The organism is Salmonella sp. 32070601201500089SM, from assembly GCF_017573605.1.
Lineage (GTDB): Bacteria > Pseudomonadota > Gammaproteobacteria > Enterobacterales > Enterobacteriaceae > Salmonella > Salmonella enterica.
Genome location: NZ_JAGETK010000001.1, coordinates 398,917 through 417,036, shown reverse-complemented (window position 1 = coordinate 417,036; position 18,120 = coordinate 398,917). Strand labels below are relative to the sequence as shown.

Below are 18,120 nucleotides of genomic sequence, written 5' to 3'. Positions count from 1 at the left end.
CGCAAGGGAAATGACGCCAGGAATACCGGGTTAATTAGCGCCATCTTATTCTCTTATTTCCTTTCTATTCTGTATTGCGTCTTCCCACCCGACGCTGTTCATTTTCTCAACATTATTAGTCAGTACTGAAACGTAAGAAGGTATCGTAATTAGCGCCTCCTGGCTTTAAACCTAAACCAATATTAAACGAACCGGGCGTTAATGAAACTTACCAGCAGAACGCCAGTCATATGGCAACCCGATGAAATGACATGCTATGGAGTCCAACCGAAAAATGTTAACGCCGCCAGGGCTCGTGATGATTTTTTTAGCCGTACTGTTCTCATTGCTGACAGGATGCACAAGTTATAAAAACACGGCATGGGGAATATATCCGGCTTCAACGGATATTTGTCCGTCAGGTACGACATCAACAGGAGGGTGCAAAGAGTAATATCGCATATTTAATATACACCACTTTTTAAATGACTGTCCGGACATTTTCGGACGGTAAGTTTTCTATTAATTTATAATGGACTAATCCCATGACAAATAAAAAACACATTTTTTCAATTATCTTTATTGGTTCTCTTTTAACGGGGTGTGCTACAGGACCATCACCGACAGGGATTGGCTTATATACGGATGTTAAAGGGCCAATTACTGCCACGAGTCTCCCGGCAACCAAAACCGGTAAAGCGTGTGCGCAAACGGTATTGGGTATTGTAAATACCGGCGACGCATCTATTGATTCAGCGAAAAAAGCGGGCGATATTTCTTTAGTGTCGAGTGTTGATTATGAAACTACAGGTTCATATCCGTTTTATGGTAAAACCTGTGTTGTCGTAAGAGGACAATAACAACAGTAAGCCGGCGATGCCGCCGGCTTTTTATCCCATTTTACGTGCCGCTATCTCTGTCTGTTCCTTGCGACTCAGCCCCCGCTTTAAGGTTCTGTTAAGATTTTACGCATACCCTACAAGCAGTTGTTAATAAAGGATAATAATAATGGCACATTTCTCAAGACTGCAAATAACGCTTCACTGGTTAACACTGCTCCTGACAGGCATCGCATATGCGGCTATTGAGTTACGGGGGTGGGCGCCAAAAGGCTCCAGCGTTTACCTGTTTATGAAAGACATGCACTATGACATGGGCGTTCTGGTCTGGGCGCTGATGTTTTTACGGTTATATCTTAAACACAAATACCCGGATCCGGTCATTACGCCTCCCCCTCCTCACTGGCAGCACGTAGCCGCTAAATTAATGCATATCGCGCTTTATCTCACTTTTCTCGCCTTACCGCTGCTGGGCGTCGCGATGATGGCGTCAGGCGGGAAAAGCTGGAGCTTTTTTGGTTTTACTGTACCGGTATTTTTGACGCCAGATAGCACCCTAAAATCGGATATAAAGCGTATTCATGAAATGCTGGCCAATATCGGCTATTTCCTGATTGCCATGCATGCAGCAGCGGCGTTGTTTCACCATTACATACAAAAAGATGATACATTTTCAAGGATGTTACCCGGTAAATCATGACTATTTCGGCCATCCCGGCGTGAGAGAGCACGCCGGGCAAGGCATTATTATTCCAGCGCTATCGGTTTCGACTGATAGCGCCTTATACCGTTTGTAATCGACAATATACGATATTTTTCCGGTTCCACGTGTAGGTGATATGTACGACGCCGCCCTCGCTAATAATAGCGGGATAAGAATACTCACCGTGGTCACTTTCCAGGTCCAGTAGCGGTAGCCATGATTCGCCATTATCCTGGGAAGCAATCAGTGAAAGCGGATAGCGCTTTCCCCAGTTGCCGTTGACCGGATTTAACGCAAGAATCAGCGTACCGTCCTGCATACTAACCAGATCGATACCACTATTATTATTCGGTAAAGATGTCGCGCGGGCAACAGACCAGGTAGCGCCATAGTCGATTGAATCACTGCGAAAAATTGCCCCGCGTGTGCTTCGTAACAACATATGGATATGCCCCGGAGAAGACTCCCACAGCGTAGGCTGAATAACGCCATCCCAGCGCAGGAGGTTTTCCAGACAACATTCCCACAACACCCCCTTTTTTACACCATCCCACAACGCTACGTTTGTCCCGGAAATAGCGTTATCAGGCTCCAGCGGAACAAAAGAGATATTCCAGTGTTTTCCTTCGTCAGAGGATCGATCCACAAATGCCCTCCACCGTTCAGGACTTTCAATCGACCCTGGCGCAATCCAGGCGCCATTTGATGCCAGCAGGAGTTTATTTTTCACGGGACCGCGCGGCAAAATATCACCGTTGACCAACGGAGCTGGCGTACTCCAGGTAAATCCTCGATCGCTGGAGGTGATAAACCAGGTTTTCCACACGTGTACGCCGCTGCCTACTTTATAAAATAACCACAATTTATCCGACGGGTAAAATAACACCGGATTCCAGTGCGCTTCCCCCTCGCGTGCCACCACTCGCTGCGGTGTTGTCCAGATATTATGTTCATAGCGAGATAGCCAGATGGCTGTATCTTCGCTTCCTTCGCACAACCCCGCGAACCATGCGGCCACGAGCGTACCGCACGGTAGGCGAACAAGCGTAGAGGCATGACACTGGAAGGACTCGGTTCCGCTTTCCGGTAAAATGACCTGTCGATTGACGAGCGTTAATTTCATACCTGCCTCTATTAAATAAGGTAAAAAGCATCAGCTTTTTTACGTATGAAAGTAGTGTTAGCAGAAATAGCATCAACGCGGTGAAAACGATCAACCGCTATACGAATTTATGTTCAGGTATCGCGCCCATAACAGGCAGAATGTCGAGAGTGGACAAAAATTGGACTGACCTCGCGGATAATTCCAACTTACCGCCGTCCAATGGCGACGAGATCAGTGGCACGGGATAATATAGAGGTCAGGGCTATAATATTTAGCGATCTGTGCCTACAAGCATGACGGGATACTTTTCGCTACAGACAATGAAGGCCCGTCTAAACGGGCCTCCATTAATGCTTTTATGATTTATGTTCAATCGCCTTTGGTTTGCTTTCTATGGCAATTTTTTTCGGTTTCTCGCTTTCAGGGATCTCCTGGTAAATCTCGACCAACAAGAGGCCCTGTTCCAGTTTCGCATTATTCACCTTAGCATGTTCAGGCAAAGAAAAACTCAACTGGAAATCCGCCTTACGAATACCACGATAAATCCAGTGCGTCTGATCCTCTACCGTCTCTTCAGTGTGTTTACCCGTAATATTCAGGTTGCCGCCAACCGTTTCAATTTCAAGCTCTTCCTCTTTCCAGCCAGGAACGCTCACGGTAAGCAGATAGTTATTCGCATCGCGCTTTTGCAGATCGTAAGCTGGCGTCGCAGCGACTGGCGTATCTCCTGTTAATTGACTGAAAAGTCTATCAATACGGTTGAAACGGTCAGAGAAAAGAGAATCAGCAAACACGGGAAGTGCTGACAAGGTTCTGAGTGCCATCATTAACCTCCTGAATCACTATTCAAAAGTTCAACATCAAGGCAAGCATTGCTTGTCCACTGACTACATAGGGACGGGAAAAACATTTTCAAGTCTATAAAAGCCTTTTTTTAGTCACGAATTTAAGTGGTTAACGAAAGTCTCATCCCGTTCATTGCCATTTCCGCTGTCCCTTCATCTTTACAATTTTTCTCCATCAGCCCAATTGATAATGATTATCAATTGCATTAATGTATACAGGTTGGTTATGGCAGTGACCAACGCCCTTCTCCATTATCAAACCCAGCGCCGCCTTCGGGCGGCCTTTTGGGAGGAAATATGGTCGCCAAAAATAAAATTCACGGTCGTCGTATTCGTCAGTCTCTGCAACAGTTACATTATCGTTGTCTTTTTCAGCAACTGGCGGTAAGACCACCAGGAACAAAATATGTTTCAGTCACCGCTGAAACAAAAAACTGGCTTATTCATCTTGTGACTTCAGAGGGCCGTTAGCACGCGGTAGTGACTGTCCATGTTGTCGCTAAAATTTTAATGAAATGACTTTTATACACCTACAATTTGCGCCCGGCGGCTCCGGGCGCCATACCTGAAGATATGACACCCGTTGCCAACTGACTGGAATTTTAGCTATCGTCTCCGACGTAGAAAAATTCGATATCTTTATTAAACCATTTATCAATGTTGTGCCACATCAGACAACCGGTCAGAAAACTTGCGATCAATATCCCTCCTATAAGCCACTTTTTCACATATACTCCTGAATAACCCCTGTTGATGCCATTATCTGATCGATAATAAAAAGACCATCATTTGAAGAAATAGTTTCACTGACAGATACCGTATGAAACGAGACAGTGAACAGTACCGTTTTCTTCGGTTTTTATGCCATAGTATTGAGCAGTGGTGACAATCATTTTCTATCGCACCATAATGATTTGCAGCCTATAGTTTATGATTTTAAGATTTGTCTACTCATCACATATGTCAGTGATGGATAAATTATAATACGCTTTTCTGGCGCACTTTTCGTCAGTAAACAGGAATACTACAGCATTCATCGTATTGATGCCGCTTTATCTCCCGTTCTTCAGGGAATTAACGACAATTTTATGCACAAAGGATACTAATGATGAAACGTAAATTGATCCCATTTACCCTCTTTCTCGCTGCGCTTAGCGCCAGTACCACCTCTATAGCAGCTTCGCAGGAGATTTCTAAATCTATATACACCTGTAATGATAACCAGGTTATGGAGGTGATTTACGTCAACACCGAGGCTGGAAACGCCTATGCGATTATCAGTCAGGTAAACGAGATGATCCCGATGCGGTTAATGAAAATGGCCTCCGGAGCAAATTACGAAGCCATAGACAAAAATTATACTTATAAACTTTATACCAAAGGCAAAACGGCTGAACTGGTGGAAGGTGATGATAAACCTGTTCTCAGTAACTGTTCCTTAGCTAACTAACCTTAAGAAATGCCTGAAGACTCATCAGGCATTTCCACTTCAACCTTCCTGTAACGTAACGTTAAAGAATATGTGAATCACTACCGTAGTATAATGGCTAATTAGTAACCACTTTTAAGCATGGTTAATCCTATTTTTAAAGAAAAGTTCGAACTGTCTGAATTGTCGTTGTTGAGCGTTTAAATGTTTTGCTTTATTAAGTGACCCAGGTAGAATTCGCAGCGGCTGGTAACCATTCATATTCGCACTATTGAACGATCACCGGCCAACCGCGCCAGGGTCTTGCATACGCTCTGGCGCGGTTAAATCCCCAGGCCATAAACGAAATCACTGGTTTCTGCTATTGATCGTATCTTTCAAGTTAACCTGCATTATGCTTGCCCACCTGATGTAAAAAGACACCGCTCTGAACCATAGGGTGTGAATTTTATTTTATAAAAAATTGCGGTGCCGGGTGCCTCCCGGTGAACCATACCACAGTCAATATGGTTCGCGAGGAACATTAACTATTTGACTGGACGCCCCGCCGCAAAGGGGGATTCACCGCATAAGAAAAATCTACAACTCACAAGTAATAAAAGACAATAACATTTTTGTGCATTTTTTATAAATGACTATCTTGTCACGTAATAAATGAAATTATTCTGTAACAGGATTGCAAGACAATACTTATTCAAAACTGAAGTGGTCAGTGGGAGTCGAACCCACATCATCAGCCTGACACTGAGGTAATAACATTATACGATAACCACATTGGACCGCCACCGAGGCCTCGAACCTCGCACCATCAACTTAGGAGGTTGATGCTCTATCCAGCTGAGCTAGTGGCGGCTGGGGACTTCTGCCAGGCGCAAAAAAGGCGCTCTCCTGGATAAAATACATACCTTGCTACTTTTCAGTAGTCGTTCAACGGCAGGTACAATATGCGAAGGCGGTCACAAAATCTTGATGACATTGTGATTAATTCCAGGAAAATTTTTCAGAGTGAATCTTGTGAGATCTGGCGTTATTTACACCAGATTTTCCTTCCTGCTTATCACCTACCTGAGCAACCTTGATTGCTTACCACAACCCCTTATCTGTGCTTATGCTGGTGAGATGTTATGTACAGCGTCACTATGACGAAGAGAGAAAAGACAGGCAGGTACGTGTTACTGGTAAAGAAGCCCTGTTTTGTGACTGGCGGTGCGGAAGGCGAACCTTCCGCATAGCTTATGCTTTTCAGAAACGGTATCCAACCCCGACGTTGAAGCCGTTTATTTTTGTAGAGGAGATGTTGCTTCCTTCATACCCAACATCGACGACGATATTCTCCAGCGGATTCATCTGTACACCCGCGCCCCAGGCAAATCCCGTTTTCCTTGAGGAAATTTTGTTAGAAAAAGAATCGCCATCCTGAGTGGAATGTTCTTTAAATGTCGCCTTTACCGTGCCGACACCCGCCAGCGCGTATAACGAAAAATTGTCAGACAATCGATAGGCTGGCCCAACCATTAAAGAACCGTACTTCACCTCAAACTTGTCATGGTAATGAATACCTTCAGGCTCAACAGACCCGGAAGCCTGTCTGTCTCCATATAAGTAACTTAGCGAGGAAATAAAACTTACCGGAGAGTCATCCTCATAACGGTATTTCACATTTACCCCTCGGATATTTTTGAAATCCTGAACTTTACTTTGTGCATACCCCACGGAAAAGGCGTTAGTATCGGCCTGTACAACATTTACAACCAAAACGCTTGTAGTAATAACTAAAGTGGATAAAATAATATTTTTCATAACAACTCCTTAATACTACTTATTATTTACGGTGTGTTTAAACACCTGCAGTACCGATCCGGCATTCAGTTATCGCCACTATGCCGAATCGACAAAACCACGAATAATTCACCGCTATCGCTCCTGATGTGTTTACTTCCTGAAAGATATTTTTACTACCGAAGCACTCTATCGCTCATTTAGGTAACCGGTTCTACAATGTCATCTAACTTTTATAGATTTGAATGCTAATTTTTCTCACGCATATATATTTAACAGAAACCATAAAGTGTTTAGCCACTATAGAACAACAAATCACCCATGCAACATTTTGATATTTAAAGAGAAAATCTCACAACCACATTAAGAAACTTGACACCGTTCGGCTAAAAACATGTCATTAAGCAAACTCGCCATATAATCAGAACATATCGCATTGTGCTTCACAGTCCTCACGTGACGCTCCAGCCGCAATACGGTTATATGCCATCGCAGGCGCTGTAATCATATTCACGATGATGCTTAGCACGCTTTATTCCCGCTCCGATTTAATCTTTTAATATATCTATCAGTTACAACATTTCTTGTTATATTATAAGAATAGAATCAACACCACAATTCCAACATAAATATCACCTGTGTTTAGAGAGAATTTACATTCCAAAAAAATAATAACTAACGCAAATATTGAATACGCGATAAAAAAGTCTATTTCGCTATAAAACCCATTATTATTAAGAGTGGTTAACTCTTCGTTGAATAAAAAATGTCAATGACGTTCCATAATTCAGGAGATGAACTTCACAAGTCATTATATATAACAGGAGGTGCTATGAAACATCATGCTTTTATGCTTTGGTCATTACTTATTTTTTCATTCCATGTTTTGGCCAGTTCAGGCCATTGTTCTGGTTTACAACAGGCATCATGGGATATTTTTATCTACGATTTTGGTAGTAAAACCCCGCAACCACCTACAAATACTGATAAAAAGCAAGCCAGGCAGATTAGTTCACCGTCCTGCCCGACGACAAAACCCATGATGTCCGCCCCAGTCAATGACGCCAGGAAAGGGAATACTCTCTCCAGAACATAATGTTATTTATCTACAATGATGCCGAACGACTACTTTTAGCCACCCGGAAATCTTGATTGTCATCAAATATAGCTGGCATTATTTTTCCTGACGTGTATAGTGCGCCTCGTTATCCCCATTAAGGAATTTGTTTGTCTCGTAAAATGACAGGAATTGTCAAAACCTTTGATTGTAAGAGCGGTAAAGGTCTCATCACCCCCTCCGATGGACGCAAAGATGTTCAGGTCCACATCTCAGCATGTCGCCAACACGAAACAGAAGCGCTTATCCCCGGTATACGCGTTGAGTTTTGTCGTATTAATGGCCTCCGCGGACCTACCGCCGCCAACGTTTATCTTTCATAATTCGTTACTCGGCATTTTTTCAGAAAAATTTAGCGAGTACGTATACCTCCGCAGTCTGCTATGAGGCTTTGCCTGAAAGGCTGCAGAATGTTTTCAGTGGCGAAAATCTAAAGGATTTATTTTGCTAATGACTCCTGTGACCTCTTTTATCATATATCGGGTGCCCCCCTTCTCACTTTGTTTAACGTGAAGAAATGTACAGCCGTTTTTCACTGTGATAATATCTAATATTGCAAAAGTATTTAACGCTATATACTCATCGTCACAGGAGTGGCTGGCTGCGCGCATTTAACCGAAGTATTTATGTGATTCTATCGGAATTATCTCTATTGCCGCTCAATGCTACGTCATATTCAGTGGGTATAAATCGCCAATATAGTTGTAACGCTATTTATTTTTAGGGTAATAATTGAATGACTTTGCTTTCAGGAAAAACCACACTGGTTCTCTGCCTCTCCTCTATTTTATGTGGATGTACGACGAACGGCTTACCCACACCTTATAGTATTAATTTGTCGTTCCCGGTCATTACACAAAACCAGATTAATTCCGGTGGTTATTACATAAATGACGCGGAACAAATTCGGACAACTGATGGTCTGTGCCTTGATACAGGCCCAGATCAACAGAATCGTTTGACGCTGCGGGAGTGTAAGCATGTGCAATCTCAGCTTTTCTCATTTCACCGAGACAGAATCACGCAGGGTGAGAAATGTCTGGATGCCGCAGGACAAGGTACAAAAGAAGGCACACCAATCATTCTTTATTCATGCACGGGTAATGATAACCAGCGCTGGCTCACTGATGATAACAAAATTAAGGGGAAACAGAGCCGAAAATGCCTGGGCACAAATAGCATTATTGTCAGAAAAGGCGACCCTGTTGTGTTGGCCGATTGCGATTTTAGTCGCGCCCTGGAATTTACCATCAGGTAGCAGGACACCGCTGTGAAGAGAGTGCCGCTAACCTCTTGACACGACAACAGGTTAGCGACCTTTACTTCCACGTGCGATCAATTTACTTTACGTCCGCAACGTCAGGATGACAAAACGGCGGCTAAACCTTGACACCAGTTATATACCCAGCTTAAATACTGGTCATCCAACCAGTAAAAAGGAAATGGCGATGTACGTCGAACTCGTTTATGACAAGCGAAATGTTGAAGGTTTGCCAGGCGCACGCGAAATCATCCTCAATGAACTCACAAAACGCGTACATCAACTTTTTCCCGATGCGCAAGTGAAAGTTAAGCCAATGCAGGCGAACGCATTAAACAGTGACTGTACAAAAACCGAGAAAGAACGGCTGCACCGTATGCTGGAAGAGATGTTTGAAGAGGCTGATATGTGGCTGGTCGCCGAATAACGTCCCCTCCTGCGAAAGCGACATGTCCGATCGAAAACAGCGCCCTGAGGCGCTGTCTGTGACGATATAACGCAAACGCTACCACTCAGAACATGTTGTTGTTGATACCTCAGACCGGTATGTGGAACCGACATTCATCGCTTCACTGGCCTGTCGGTATGAGTAGCCCTTATCAACAATCAGCTGTGCGCATTCCAGCCTGAAATCTGAAAGTACGTTTGGTTTTGTTGTTTATTAAGAGCCTATCCCATTAGACTCTTTTATTCGCCAAACTGGCTTTAACGATTACGCCTACTGGGATAGGTTCTAAACTTATCATCAATACGTAAAATACCTATTTACGAACAAAAAGTAACAGGTAAAAATCCGAAATAAAACCAGCATAACTAAAACTTACTGCAGATATGCACACGCATTATTACTATGTTTCCAGGATAGTCTCGACCAGTCAAGACTATCTATTTTATATAAAAAAGGGAAATACTTCACATGAATAAAATACATGTTACATATAAAAATCTCTTACTTCCGATTACCTTCATCGCGGCAACTCTAATTAGCGCCTGTGATAACGATAAAGATGCCATGGCGGAAGCTGAAAAAAATCAAGAGAAATACATGCAAAAAATCCAGCAAAAAGAGCACCAGCAATCAATGTTCTTTTACGACAAAGCCGAAATGCAAAAAGCTATTGCCAATATCAACGCAAAAGGTGGAGCCAATCTTGCGATTATTGAAGTCCGTTTCTTCAAGGGCGGGTATTCATTCATTCGACAAAGCGTTAACACCCCTGCTAAAGTAGAGATGTTTAAATTTAACAACGGCTACTGGGGGGGACCTTCGCCTGTCAACTTAACCATCTTTGGCACTATAACAGAGGAGCAAAAACAAGAAGCACTAAAAGAGGCTTTATTCAAATTCGACTCGATCAATTTCAGCATTATACCAGAGCGTATTCAGGAAACAATTAAACGCGCTAACGCCAGTGGCATCATTTCCGTTACGGAAGATAGCGATATCGTTGTACGAGCAGAGATAGCTCATAATGGCGAATTCGTCTATGACATTACCATCACTGCTAAAAATACAGCACGTGCGGTAATGACCTTAAATAAGGATGGTTCTATTGCCGGATATGAGATCAAAGAACCTTTCGACCCAAAAAAAGAAGCCGAAAAAGCACAGCAACTTGTTGAACAATCGAGAAAAGACATTGAAAGTCAGCGTAAAAAAGCAGCTGAAAAGATGAACGAAAGACAGCAGATATTTAAAAAATAGCAGGCGATACAAACATTGATAAAAATTATAGCGCGAAAGAGCGCGTGCCAGGTACTAAGGCACTGCTTGAAGACAGCGAATCGCTATTTCATTCTCTGACACTGTAATTTTTCGTACTCAAGATGTTTATTTATTGAGTCTTTTGTGGATAACCAGGTGAAGTTATGTGACGCCAGGAATCTATTCCAGCGGGCGTACTTGTTGGAGCCAGTGTGAAGCCGGGCAGCGCGCAGAAACCGGAGCGTATACGTTGTACGTGAGAATTTCGAGCACTGCCCGACCTAAAGATGATGAATAAAATAGATATTTTAAAGAGGTAATATGAAGAATTTTTTCAAAATAATTACTGATTTCATCGCGGATATTTCCCTTGATCTATTTGCTATATTTTTATGCATGTTATTCGTATACAAAACAGGACCATCAATTGGTGTGATATCATTTTTTATTGCATTAATTATTTATATCATTCTTCATTTTGTTTTTTACTCATTTCGTGAAAAAATCATAAAAAAAACATTCAAATAAGTATTTAAGATTATTGTTTTGAGGTACAAATTCAGCGCAATAAAACAGAGCAACTAAAAAACAAAAAATTAGGCGTAGCGAAGTGGAAAAGGACTGTCATGTACTGGACCGTGAGCTGGTCGGGAGAGCAATGTACGGGAAAGAGCGAAATACTGTCATTGATATGAGCAGGAATATCGATAGCCAGTAAATCACTCCTGTGGTAATGCAGGACACCTGATGACTGTGAAAGTAGCTTCATCTGTATCTGTAGCGCCGGTGAAGTCCAGCATTTTAAGTGAAAAGCAGCCAGCAGGCGCTTCTGCTGGTCCATATTCCTCTATTTTGCCAGGCCATACTGGAGCGCCACCCAAGTATCTGCCAGAACGGTCCTGAGATAATAAATATAAAAGCAGTTACTGCCTACCTCAAGAAGTATGCGCTCATGATCATTTAAAGCTCTTTTAAAGAGACTGATAATAAGCTTGTCAATATAATATTATGCAGTCTCTATTAAGCGCCTGGTTTATTTGTTTTGCATAATCATATAGTTGACTTTCCGAGTAAGAGTTTTCTTGCAAAGACAAATAAACGTGTTTTATATCTCTAAATAAGCACACATCACCATGGATATGAGCCTCTATATAATTCCCTTCATAGCCTGTACCATAATTAGAATGAGCTAAAAATTTTTCGCCCTTAGCCATTTTAACCAAACTCTTAAAGCAATTATAACCAAAAAAATCATTTTGACAGGATGCAATCAGGTTCTCCATATGCCAAAATGTAGATAATTTACTCGTATCCAGGCCAAATCTGTGGCCGTAGATATCAAAAGGTGATAATGTACAATTTGTTTTTACATTATCATTTAATTCAAAAAATGATTTCCCATAGGCGCTGGCACCTCCATTTTCACCGTTCAGAAAGTCCAGTGCAGCATAAATTGGTCTGCTTGTAGGGCTAAAAGTTCTACTGTTGGGAGTATATGCTACGGAAAAACCGCCTGTCTGACCATATGGGGCATAAGGTGAATCTGCAAGCCTCTCCAGTTCAAATGCTTTAGTTTCAACTGAATCACGTCCGACATTATAAGCAGGTAAATCTCCTGGTCTGCAACCTAATGCATAAGAGTTCAGATATTCTTTATTTTTTAAGAGAGAGACAAAGTCAATTTTTGCCGCATTAAAATTTATTGTCAGCCGGGCATTTTGTAAAATATCCACCATCTTATTTAGCAAGAGAGTGCAATCTATTTCGGTACCACACTCACGACTTATCCGCCTGAGCGCTTTTTCTCTTATTATGTCAGCGTCGCGCTGACACCTGGAATGAATATGCGCAAGTACTTGTTTTCCAAAAAGGCGACCATACACCTTTTTACGCTCTTCATTGCTGAGACCGCAAAACACTTCGTCAAAAGAAAGCCTGTACGCTGCGCTTACAGAACCTCTCGCCGTTCTGCTTTCTGGAAATGGCGGAACATCTTCAACAACATTTCTAACTTGCTGAATGTCTGAAGACAGTGGAGTACGTCCGGCATTTTTTTCCTTATCTGTTTCCAGATATTCCGGAACCTTTATACTTCCACTATGGCAGATAGGTTTGAGCATATGTCTCCTGAATTTTTATGACTAATATAGCATTCACTTTCGCTGACGTATTCTTTATCAGGCTGATATTTCAACACTTCTTAGCAGCCTTGTAGAAAAGCAAATAAAGCATGCTAATAATTTTATAAAATACTTAACCTACCCACTATTGTAGTCAATAAACCATCACTTTTTATTAAAAAATTATCCTGATAATAACAATAAATCTGGTAAGGCACTTTCAAAAAATAGCCAAACCACACATTATAAAGAAAACCACTACAATCAAAATCGGTAACTATCAGCTTTCAGGGGGGTCTCAGGTTATCATGACGATCGGGGTAAAGGATGAACTACTATTGCGGTCTGAATTGAGGGAGTTTTGATAAATTTTTTTGATAAAGTTTTGATAACCGTTCGAATACTAATAATAAAAACAGGGACGTTAAGTCCCCGTTTTAGTTTTTAACAATTATCGTTATTACATATTTGCGATAATCGCGTCACCAAACTCACTACATTTCAGCAGCTTAGCGCCTTCCATCAGGCGTTCAAAGTCATAGGTCACGGTCTTCGCGGCAATCGCGCCTTCCATACCTTTAACAATCAGGTCTGCGGCTTCGAACCACTGCATGTGGCGCAGCATCATCTCCGCAGACAGAATAATGGAGCCTGGGTTGACTTTATCCTGGCCCGCATATTTCGGCGCAGTCCCGTGAGTCGCTTCAAACAACGCGCATTCGTCGCCGATATTCGCACCCGGTGCAATACCGATACCGCCAACCTGAGCCGCCAGGGCATCGGAAATATAGTCACCGTTCAGGTTCATACAGGCGATAACGTCGTATTCCGCCGGACGCAACAGGATCTGTTGCAGGAACGCATCGGCGATAACGTCTTTAACCACGATCTCTTTACCCGTGTTCGGGTTCTTAATTTTCAGCCACGGACCGCCGTCAATAAGCTCACCGCCGAACTCGTCGCGCGCCAACTGGTAGCCCCAGTCTTTAAACGCGCCTTCGGTGAACTTCATGATATTGCCTTTATGTACCAGCGTAACGGAATCGCGATCGTTGGTAATAGCGTATTCAATCGCCGCGCGAACCAGACGTTTAGTGCCTTCTTCAGAACACGGTTTGATACCGATACCGCAGTGCTCCGGGAAGCGAATTTTCTTCACGCCCATCTCTTCGCGCAGAAACTTGATCACTTTCTCAGCGTCTGCAGAGTCAGCTTTCCATTCAATTCCGGCGTAGATGTCTTCAGAGTTTTCACGGAAGATGACCATATCGGTCAGCTCCGGATGTTTCACCGGACTTGGCGTGCCCTGATAGTAGCGAACGGGACGCAGACAAACGTACAGGTCAAGCTCCTGACGCAGGGCAACGTTCAGAGAGCGGATACCGCCGCCAACCGGCGTGGTCAACGGACCTTTAATCGCTACGCGGTAATCACGAATTAAATCAAGGGTTTCAGCGGGAAGCCAGACATCCTGGCCGTAAACCTGTGTGGATTTTTCTCCGGTGTAAATTTCCATCCAGGAAATTTTACGCTCGCCTTTATAGGCTTTCTCGACGGCGGCATCGACCACTTTAAGCATGGCTGGAGTGACATCAACACCGATACCATCGCCTTCAATAAACGGGATAATCGGATTCTCAGGAACGTTGAGTTTGCCGTTTTGCAGGGTGATCTTCTTACCTTCCACCGGAACAACTACTTTGCTTTCCATTCACCTCTCCTTCGAGCGCTTCTGGTTTGCTCGTCTGTCATCGCGCTGCATGTGCAATGGCGTCCTGCTGCACGACTGCGTTAGAGCAATTTTTTGTTAATGTTTTGTAATGAGCATGTCAATACTACCCTATTGTTTGCCGCCATGAAAGACACTCATTATTGCGCTATAATGCGGCAATTAATAAGTTCTGAAAACACCATGCAAAAAACTTCTTTTAGAAATCACTACGTTAAGCGATTCAGCTCACGACAAGCATCTAAATCACGGAAAGAAAACCAGCCAAAACGCGTGGTTTTGTTCAATAAACCTTACGATGTGTTGCCGCAGTTCACGGATGAAGCAGGTCGCCGCACGTTAAAAGATTTTATTCCTGTGCAAGGCGTTTATGCCGCAGGCCGCCTGGACCGCGACAGCGAAGGGCTTTTGGTGCTGACTAATGACGGCGCGCTGCAGGCGCGCCTCACGCAACCGGGCAAACGCACCGGCAAGATTTACTATGTTCAGGTAGAAGGTATCCCGGATAATGCAGCGCTGCAGGCGCTTCGTACTGGCGTCACGCTCAACGATGGCCCTACCCTGCCCGCCGGTATTGAGATTGTCGCGGAGCCTGACTGGCTGTGGCCGCGCACCCCGCCGATTCGCGAACGGAAGAATATTCCCACCAGTTGGCTAAAAATCACCTTATATGAAGGCCGCAACCGCCAGGTAAGACGCATGACAGCGCATGTCGGTCATCCCACTCTACGATTAATTCGTTACAGCATGGGCGACTACACGCTCAACGGCCTCGATAATGGACAGTGGCGCGAGATCGCACAGGAGAAAAACAGATGAAACGGCTTCTCATAGCTTTTGCTTTATTAACACCGTTATCCGTTAATGCGGCCAGCTTCGACTGCCAGAAAGCGCAGGCTGCGGATGAAAAAGCTATCTGCGCGCACCTGACGCTGAATGATAAAGACGTGGAAATGCACACCAAATATCAGTTTCTGAAAGGGTTGTTCGCGATGGGCAGTCGCGGCGCGCTGCAGGACGCCCAGCAGAGCTGGCTTAAACAGCGTCAGCAGTGCAAGGCCGATGTCACCTGCCTGACAAAAGCTTATAACGAGCGTCTGAAACAGCTTGACGCGATCTATGACCACATTGATAAACCGCTTTAATAAGGATGCCTATGTTCAAGCCGCACGTGACCGTTGCCTGCATCGTACATGCCGAAGATAAATTTCTGGTGGTGGAAGAGACCATCAACGGTAAATCGTTATGGAATCAACCTGCCGGACACCTGGAGGCAGATGAAACGCTGGCGCAGGCCGCCGCGCGAGAACTGTGGGAAGAGACTGGCATCACGGCACAACCACAGTATTTTATCCGTATGCATCAGTGGATTGCGCCGGATAAAACCCCGTTCCTGCGCTTTTTATTCGCTATCAAGCTTGATCATATTTGCGCGACCAACCCCCATGACAATGACATCGATTGCTGCCATTGGGTGAGCGCCGACGAGATTCTGAACGCGCCTAATTTACGTTCTCCGCTGGTGGCTGAAAGCATTCGCAGTTATCAAACGGGACAATGTTACCCCTTATCTATAGTGGGCGAATTTAACTGGCCGTTTACAGAGGGTGTCAAGTAAAGGGCTGCGTGGTAGAATACGCCGCCTTGAAGTTCAATGTCGCGAGTATTCCAATGTCAGAAAGCCCAAAAAAAGTGATCGTCGGCATGTCCGGCGGTGTCGATTCCTCCGTTTCCGCCTGGCTGTTGCAACAACAGGGTTATCAGGTAGAAGGCCTGTTCATGAAGAACTGGGAAGAGGACGATGGTGAGGAATACTGTACCGCGGCAGCCGATCTGGCTGACGCGCAGGCCGTGTGCGACAAACTTGGCATTGAACTGCATACCGTCAATTTTGCCGCAGAATATTGGGATAACGTCTTTGAACTGTTCCTTGAAGAGTACAAAGCGGGCCGTACGCCGAACCCGGATATTCTGTGCAATAAAGAGATCAAATTTAAAGCCTTCCTTGAATTTGCCGCAGAAGATTTAGGCGCCGACTATATCGCCACCGGTCACTACGTTCGCCGCGCGGATGTAAACGGCAAAAGCCGGTTGTTGCGCGGACTCGACGGTAACAAAGATCAGAGCTACTTCCTCTATACGCTTGGCCATGAGCAGATTGCGCAAAGTCTGTTCCCGGTTGGCGAGCTGGAAAAACCGCAGGTGCGTAAAATCGCCGAAGATCTGGGGCTGGTAACCGCCAAGAAAAAAGATTCTACCGGTATCTGCTTTATCGGCGAGCGCAAATTCCGCGACTTTTTAGGGCGCTATCTGCCTGCGCAGCCGGGGAAAATCATTACCGTTGACGGCGATGAAATCGGCGAGCATCAGGGTCTGATGTATCATACGCTCGGTCAGCGTAAAGGGCTGGGAATCGGCGGCACCAAAGACGGTAGCGAAGACCCCTGGTATGTGGTGGATAAAGACGTTGAAAACAATGTGTTAATTGTCGCCCAGGGGCATGAGCACCCACGCCTGATGTCGGTAGGCCTCATCGCCCAGCAGCTACATTGGGTCGATCGCGAACCGTTCACCGGCACCCTGCGCTGTACGGTAAAAACCCGCTACCGCCAGACCGATATTCCGTGCACGATTAACGCGCTGGATGACGATCGTATCGAGGTCATTTTTGACGAGCCGGTTGCCGCCGTTACGCCGGGCCAGTCCGCTGTCTTTTACAGCGGCGAAGTCTGCCTGGGCGGCGGCATTATCGAGCAGCGACTGCCGCTGACGGTCTGATTATTCAATACACAACACCATTCAAGTCGCCTCAAAGCGGCTTAAAAGATGAAGTGTATTTTATTTGATACAAGGAAGCAGTGATTGTGGCAAAGAATTATTATGACATCACCCTCGCGCTGTCTGGCATTTGCCAGTCGGCACGCCTGGTGCAACAACTGGCGCACCAGGGACACTGTGATGCCGATGCGTTGCACGTTTCACTCAACAGTGTCATTGATATGAATCCCAGCTCTACTCTGGGCGTGTTCGGCGGCAGCGAAGCTAACCTGCGTCTTGGTCTGGAAACACTGCTCGGCGTGCTGAATGCCAGCAGCCGACAAGGACTTAACGCCGAACTGACGCGTTATACGCTTAGCCTGATGGTGCTGGAGCGCAAGCTGTCATCCGCCAAAGGCGCATTGAATACGTTAGGCGATCGCATTAACGGCCTGCAGCGCCAGCTTGATCATTTTGATTTACAGTCAGACACGTTAATGAGCGCCATGGCGGGCATCTACGTGGATGTGATTAGCCCATTGGGCCCGCGCATTCAGGTGACGGGCTCCCCGGCCGTTCTGCAAAGTCCGCAGGTGCAGGCCAAAGTCCGCGCCTCGCTACTGGCAGGCATCCGTGCAGCCGTGCTCTGGCATCAGGTAGGCGGTGGTCGCCTACAGCTTATGTTTTCTCGTCATCGCCTGACGACTCAGGCAAAACAAATTCTTGCTCATTTAACCCCGGAGTTATGATCT

At 44.8% G+C, this 18,120-nt stretch carries 20 protein-coding genes, 1 tRNA gene and 1 pseudogene; 14 read left to right on the top strand and 8 right to left on the bottom strand.

The features are described from left to right. Positions 1-524: 524 nt before the first annotated feature. Entirely contained in the window at positions 525-839 is a 315-nt protein-coding gene (locus J4728_RS02015) for a TRL-like family protein (RefSeq protein ID WP_000182479.1), read from the top strand. A 148-nt stretch (positions 840-987) separates the two neighbouring features. Beyond that, positions 988-1,518 carry a cytochrome b gene (locus tag J4728_RS02010; RefSeq protein WP_000929974.1) on the top strand — a complete coding sequence of 177 codons (531 nt, stop codon included), beginning with the start codon at positions 988-990 and terminating at the stop codon, positions 1,516-1,518. Between the two features lie 82 nt (positions 1,519-1,600). Here the strand turns inward: J4728_RS02010 and J4728_RS02005 are convergent, their stop codons facing one another. From J4728_RS02005 to J4728_RS01995, 3 genes are all read right to left on the bottom strand, one after another. Beyond that, positions 1,601-2,644 carry a sialidase family protein gene (locus tag J4728_RS02005; protein ID WP_023255410.1) on the bottom strand — a complete coding sequence of 348 codons (1,044 nt, stop codon included), beginning with the start codon at positions 2,642-2,644 and terminating at the stop codon, positions 1,601-1,603. Positions 2,645-2,982: 338 nt separating this feature from the next. Beyond that, on the bottom strand, positions 2,983-3,450 hold the full coding sequence (locus tag J4728_RS02000; RefSeq protein ID WP_001218118.1) for an Hsp20 family protein: 468 nt from the start codon (positions 3,448-3,450) through the stop codon (positions 2,983-2,985). Positions 3,451-3,646: 196 nt separating this feature from the next. After that, positions 3,647-3,874 (bottom strand): hypothetical protein, encoded by a 228-nt coding sequence (locus J4728_RS01995; RefSeq protein ID WP_208211022.1) that lies wholly within the window; start codon positions 3,872-3,874, stop codon positions 3,647-3,649. 702 nt (positions 3,875-4,576) lie between these two features. On the opposite strand from J4728_RS01995, the gene J4728_RS01990 reads away from it, so the two are divergent. Further along, positions 4,577-4,921, top strand: coding sequence for a c-type lysozyme inhibitor (locus J4728_RS01990; protein ID WP_000977725.1), 345 nt, complete (start codon positions 4,577-4,579; stop codon positions 4,919-4,921). Positions 4,922-5,675: 754 nt separating this feature from the next. Here the strand turns inward: J4728_RS01990 and J4728_RS01985 are convergent. Further along, positions 5,676-5,752, bottom strand: a tRNA-Arg gene (locus J4728_RS01985). Between the two features lie 390 nt (positions 5,753-6,142). Beyond that, a complete protein-coding gene (gene pagC / locus J4728_RS01980; RefSeq protein WP_208211020.1) occupies positions 6,143-6,700 on the bottom strand; it encodes a virulence membrane protein PagC in 558 nt (185 codons plus the stop codon). A gap of 811 nt (positions 6,701-7,511) precedes the next feature. Between pagC and pagD the strand changes: the two genes are divergently transcribed. The 6 genes from pagD (at position 7,512) to J4728_RS24145 (ending at position 11,290) form a co-directional block, all read left to right on the top strand. Then, the gene (gene pagD / locus J4728_RS01975; protein WP_012664625.1) at positions 7,512-7,775 is read left to right on the top strand and encodes a virulence protein PagD; all 264 of its coding nucleotides are present in this window, start codon (positions 7,512-7,514) and stop codon (positions 7,773-7,775) included. Positions 7,776-7,906: 131 nt separating this feature from the next. Then, a complete protein-coding gene (cspF, locus tag J4728_RS01970) occupies positions 7,907-8,119 on the top strand; it encodes a cold shock-like protein CspF (protein ID WP_001537306.1) in 213 nt (70 codons plus the stop codon). 413 nt (positions 8,120-8,532) lie between these two features. Next, positions 8,533-9,054, top strand: coding sequence for an RICIN domain-containing protein (locus J4728_RS01965; RefSeq protein WP_001532066.1), 522 nt, complete (start codon positions 8,533-8,535; stop codon positions 9,052-9,054). A gap of 190 nt (positions 9,055-9,244) precedes the next feature. Beyond that, positions 9,245-9,484 carry a virulence protein MsgA gene (gene msgA / locus J4728_RS01960; protein WP_000289207.1) on the top strand — a complete coding sequence of 80 codons (240 nt, stop codon included), beginning with the start codon at positions 9,245-9,247 and terminating at the stop codon, positions 9,482-9,484. A gap of 489 nt (positions 9,485-9,973) precedes the next feature. Continuing rightward, positions 9,974-10,762 carry a putative envelope lipoprotein EnvF gene (envF, locus tag J4728_RS01955; RefSeq protein ID WP_208211018.1) on the top strand — a complete coding sequence of 263 codons (789 nt, stop codon included), beginning with the start codon at positions 9,974-9,976 and terminating at the stop codon, positions 10,760-10,762. 321 nt (positions 10,763-11,083) lie between these two features. Further along, entirely contained in the window at positions 11,084-11,290 is a 207-nt protein-coding gene (locus tag J4728_RS24145) for a hypothetical protein (RefSeq protein WP_000787626.1), read from the top strand. A gap of 281 nt (positions 11,291-11,571) precedes the next feature. On the opposite strand, the pseudogene J4728_RS24250 reads toward J4728_RS24145, so the two are convergent. The 3 genes and pseudogenes from J4728_RS24250 to icd all read right to left on the bottom strand — a co-directional run. Next, positions 11,572-11,637 (bottom strand): annotated as a pseudogene (locus J4728_RS24250) (phage tail protein); the annotation flags it as partial. Between the two features lie 120 nt (positions 11,638-11,757). Continuing rightward, positions 11,758-12,882, bottom strand: a complete 1,125-nt coding sequence (sopF, locus tag J4728_RS01950) for a type III secretion system effector SopF (RefSeq protein WP_079898940.1) — start codon at positions 12,880-12,882, stop codon at positions 11,758-11,760. A 460-nt stretch (positions 12,883-13,342) separates the two neighbouring features. Next, a complete protein-coding gene (gene icd, locus J4728_RS01945; RefSeq protein WP_000444508.1) occupies positions 13,343-14,593 on the bottom strand; it encodes an NADP-dependent isocitrate dehydrogenase in 1,251 nt (416 codons plus the stop codon). 171 nt (positions 14,594-14,764) lie between these two features. Between icd and rluE the strand changes: the two genes are divergently transcribed. From rluE to hflD, 5 genes are all read left to right on the top strand, one after another. Further along, complete coding sequence (rluE, locus tag J4728_RS01940) at positions 14,765-15,430, top strand: 23S rRNA pseudouridine(2457) synthase RluE (RefSeq protein ID WP_208211015.1); 666 nt, start codon at positions 14,765-14,767, stop codon at positions 15,428-15,430. Then, positions 15,427-15,756 carry a lysozyme inhibitor LprI family protein gene (locus tag J4728_RS01935; RefSeq protein ID WP_000825956.1) on the top strand — a complete coding sequence of 110 codons (330 nt, stop codon included), beginning with the start codon at positions 15,427-15,429 and terminating at the stop codon, positions 15,754-15,756. The genes rluE and J4728_RS01935 overlap by 4 nt, the downstream gene beginning before the upstream one ends. An 11-nt stretch (positions 15,757-15,767) precedes the next feature. Beyond that, a complete protein-coding gene (locus tag J4728_RS01930; RefSeq protein WP_000476071.1) occupies positions 15,768-16,229 on the top strand; it encodes an NUDIX hydrolase in 462 nt (153 codons plus the stop codon). 53 nt (positions 16,230-16,282) lie between these two features. Next, positions 16,283-17,389 (top strand): tRNA 2-thiouridine(34) synthase MnmA, encoded by a 1,107-nt coding sequence (gene mnmA, locus J4728_RS01925; RefSeq protein ID WP_000004540.1) that lies wholly within the window; start codon positions 16,283-16,285, stop codon positions 17,387-17,389. 86 nt (positions 17,390-17,475) lie between these two features. Further along, a complete protein-coding gene (hflD, locus tag J4728_RS01920) occupies positions 17,476-18,117 on the top strand; it encodes a high frequency lysogenization protein HflD (RefSeq protein WP_001519653.1) in 642 nt (213 codons plus the stop codon). The last annotated feature ends 3 nt before the right edge of the window (positions 18,118-18,120 follow it).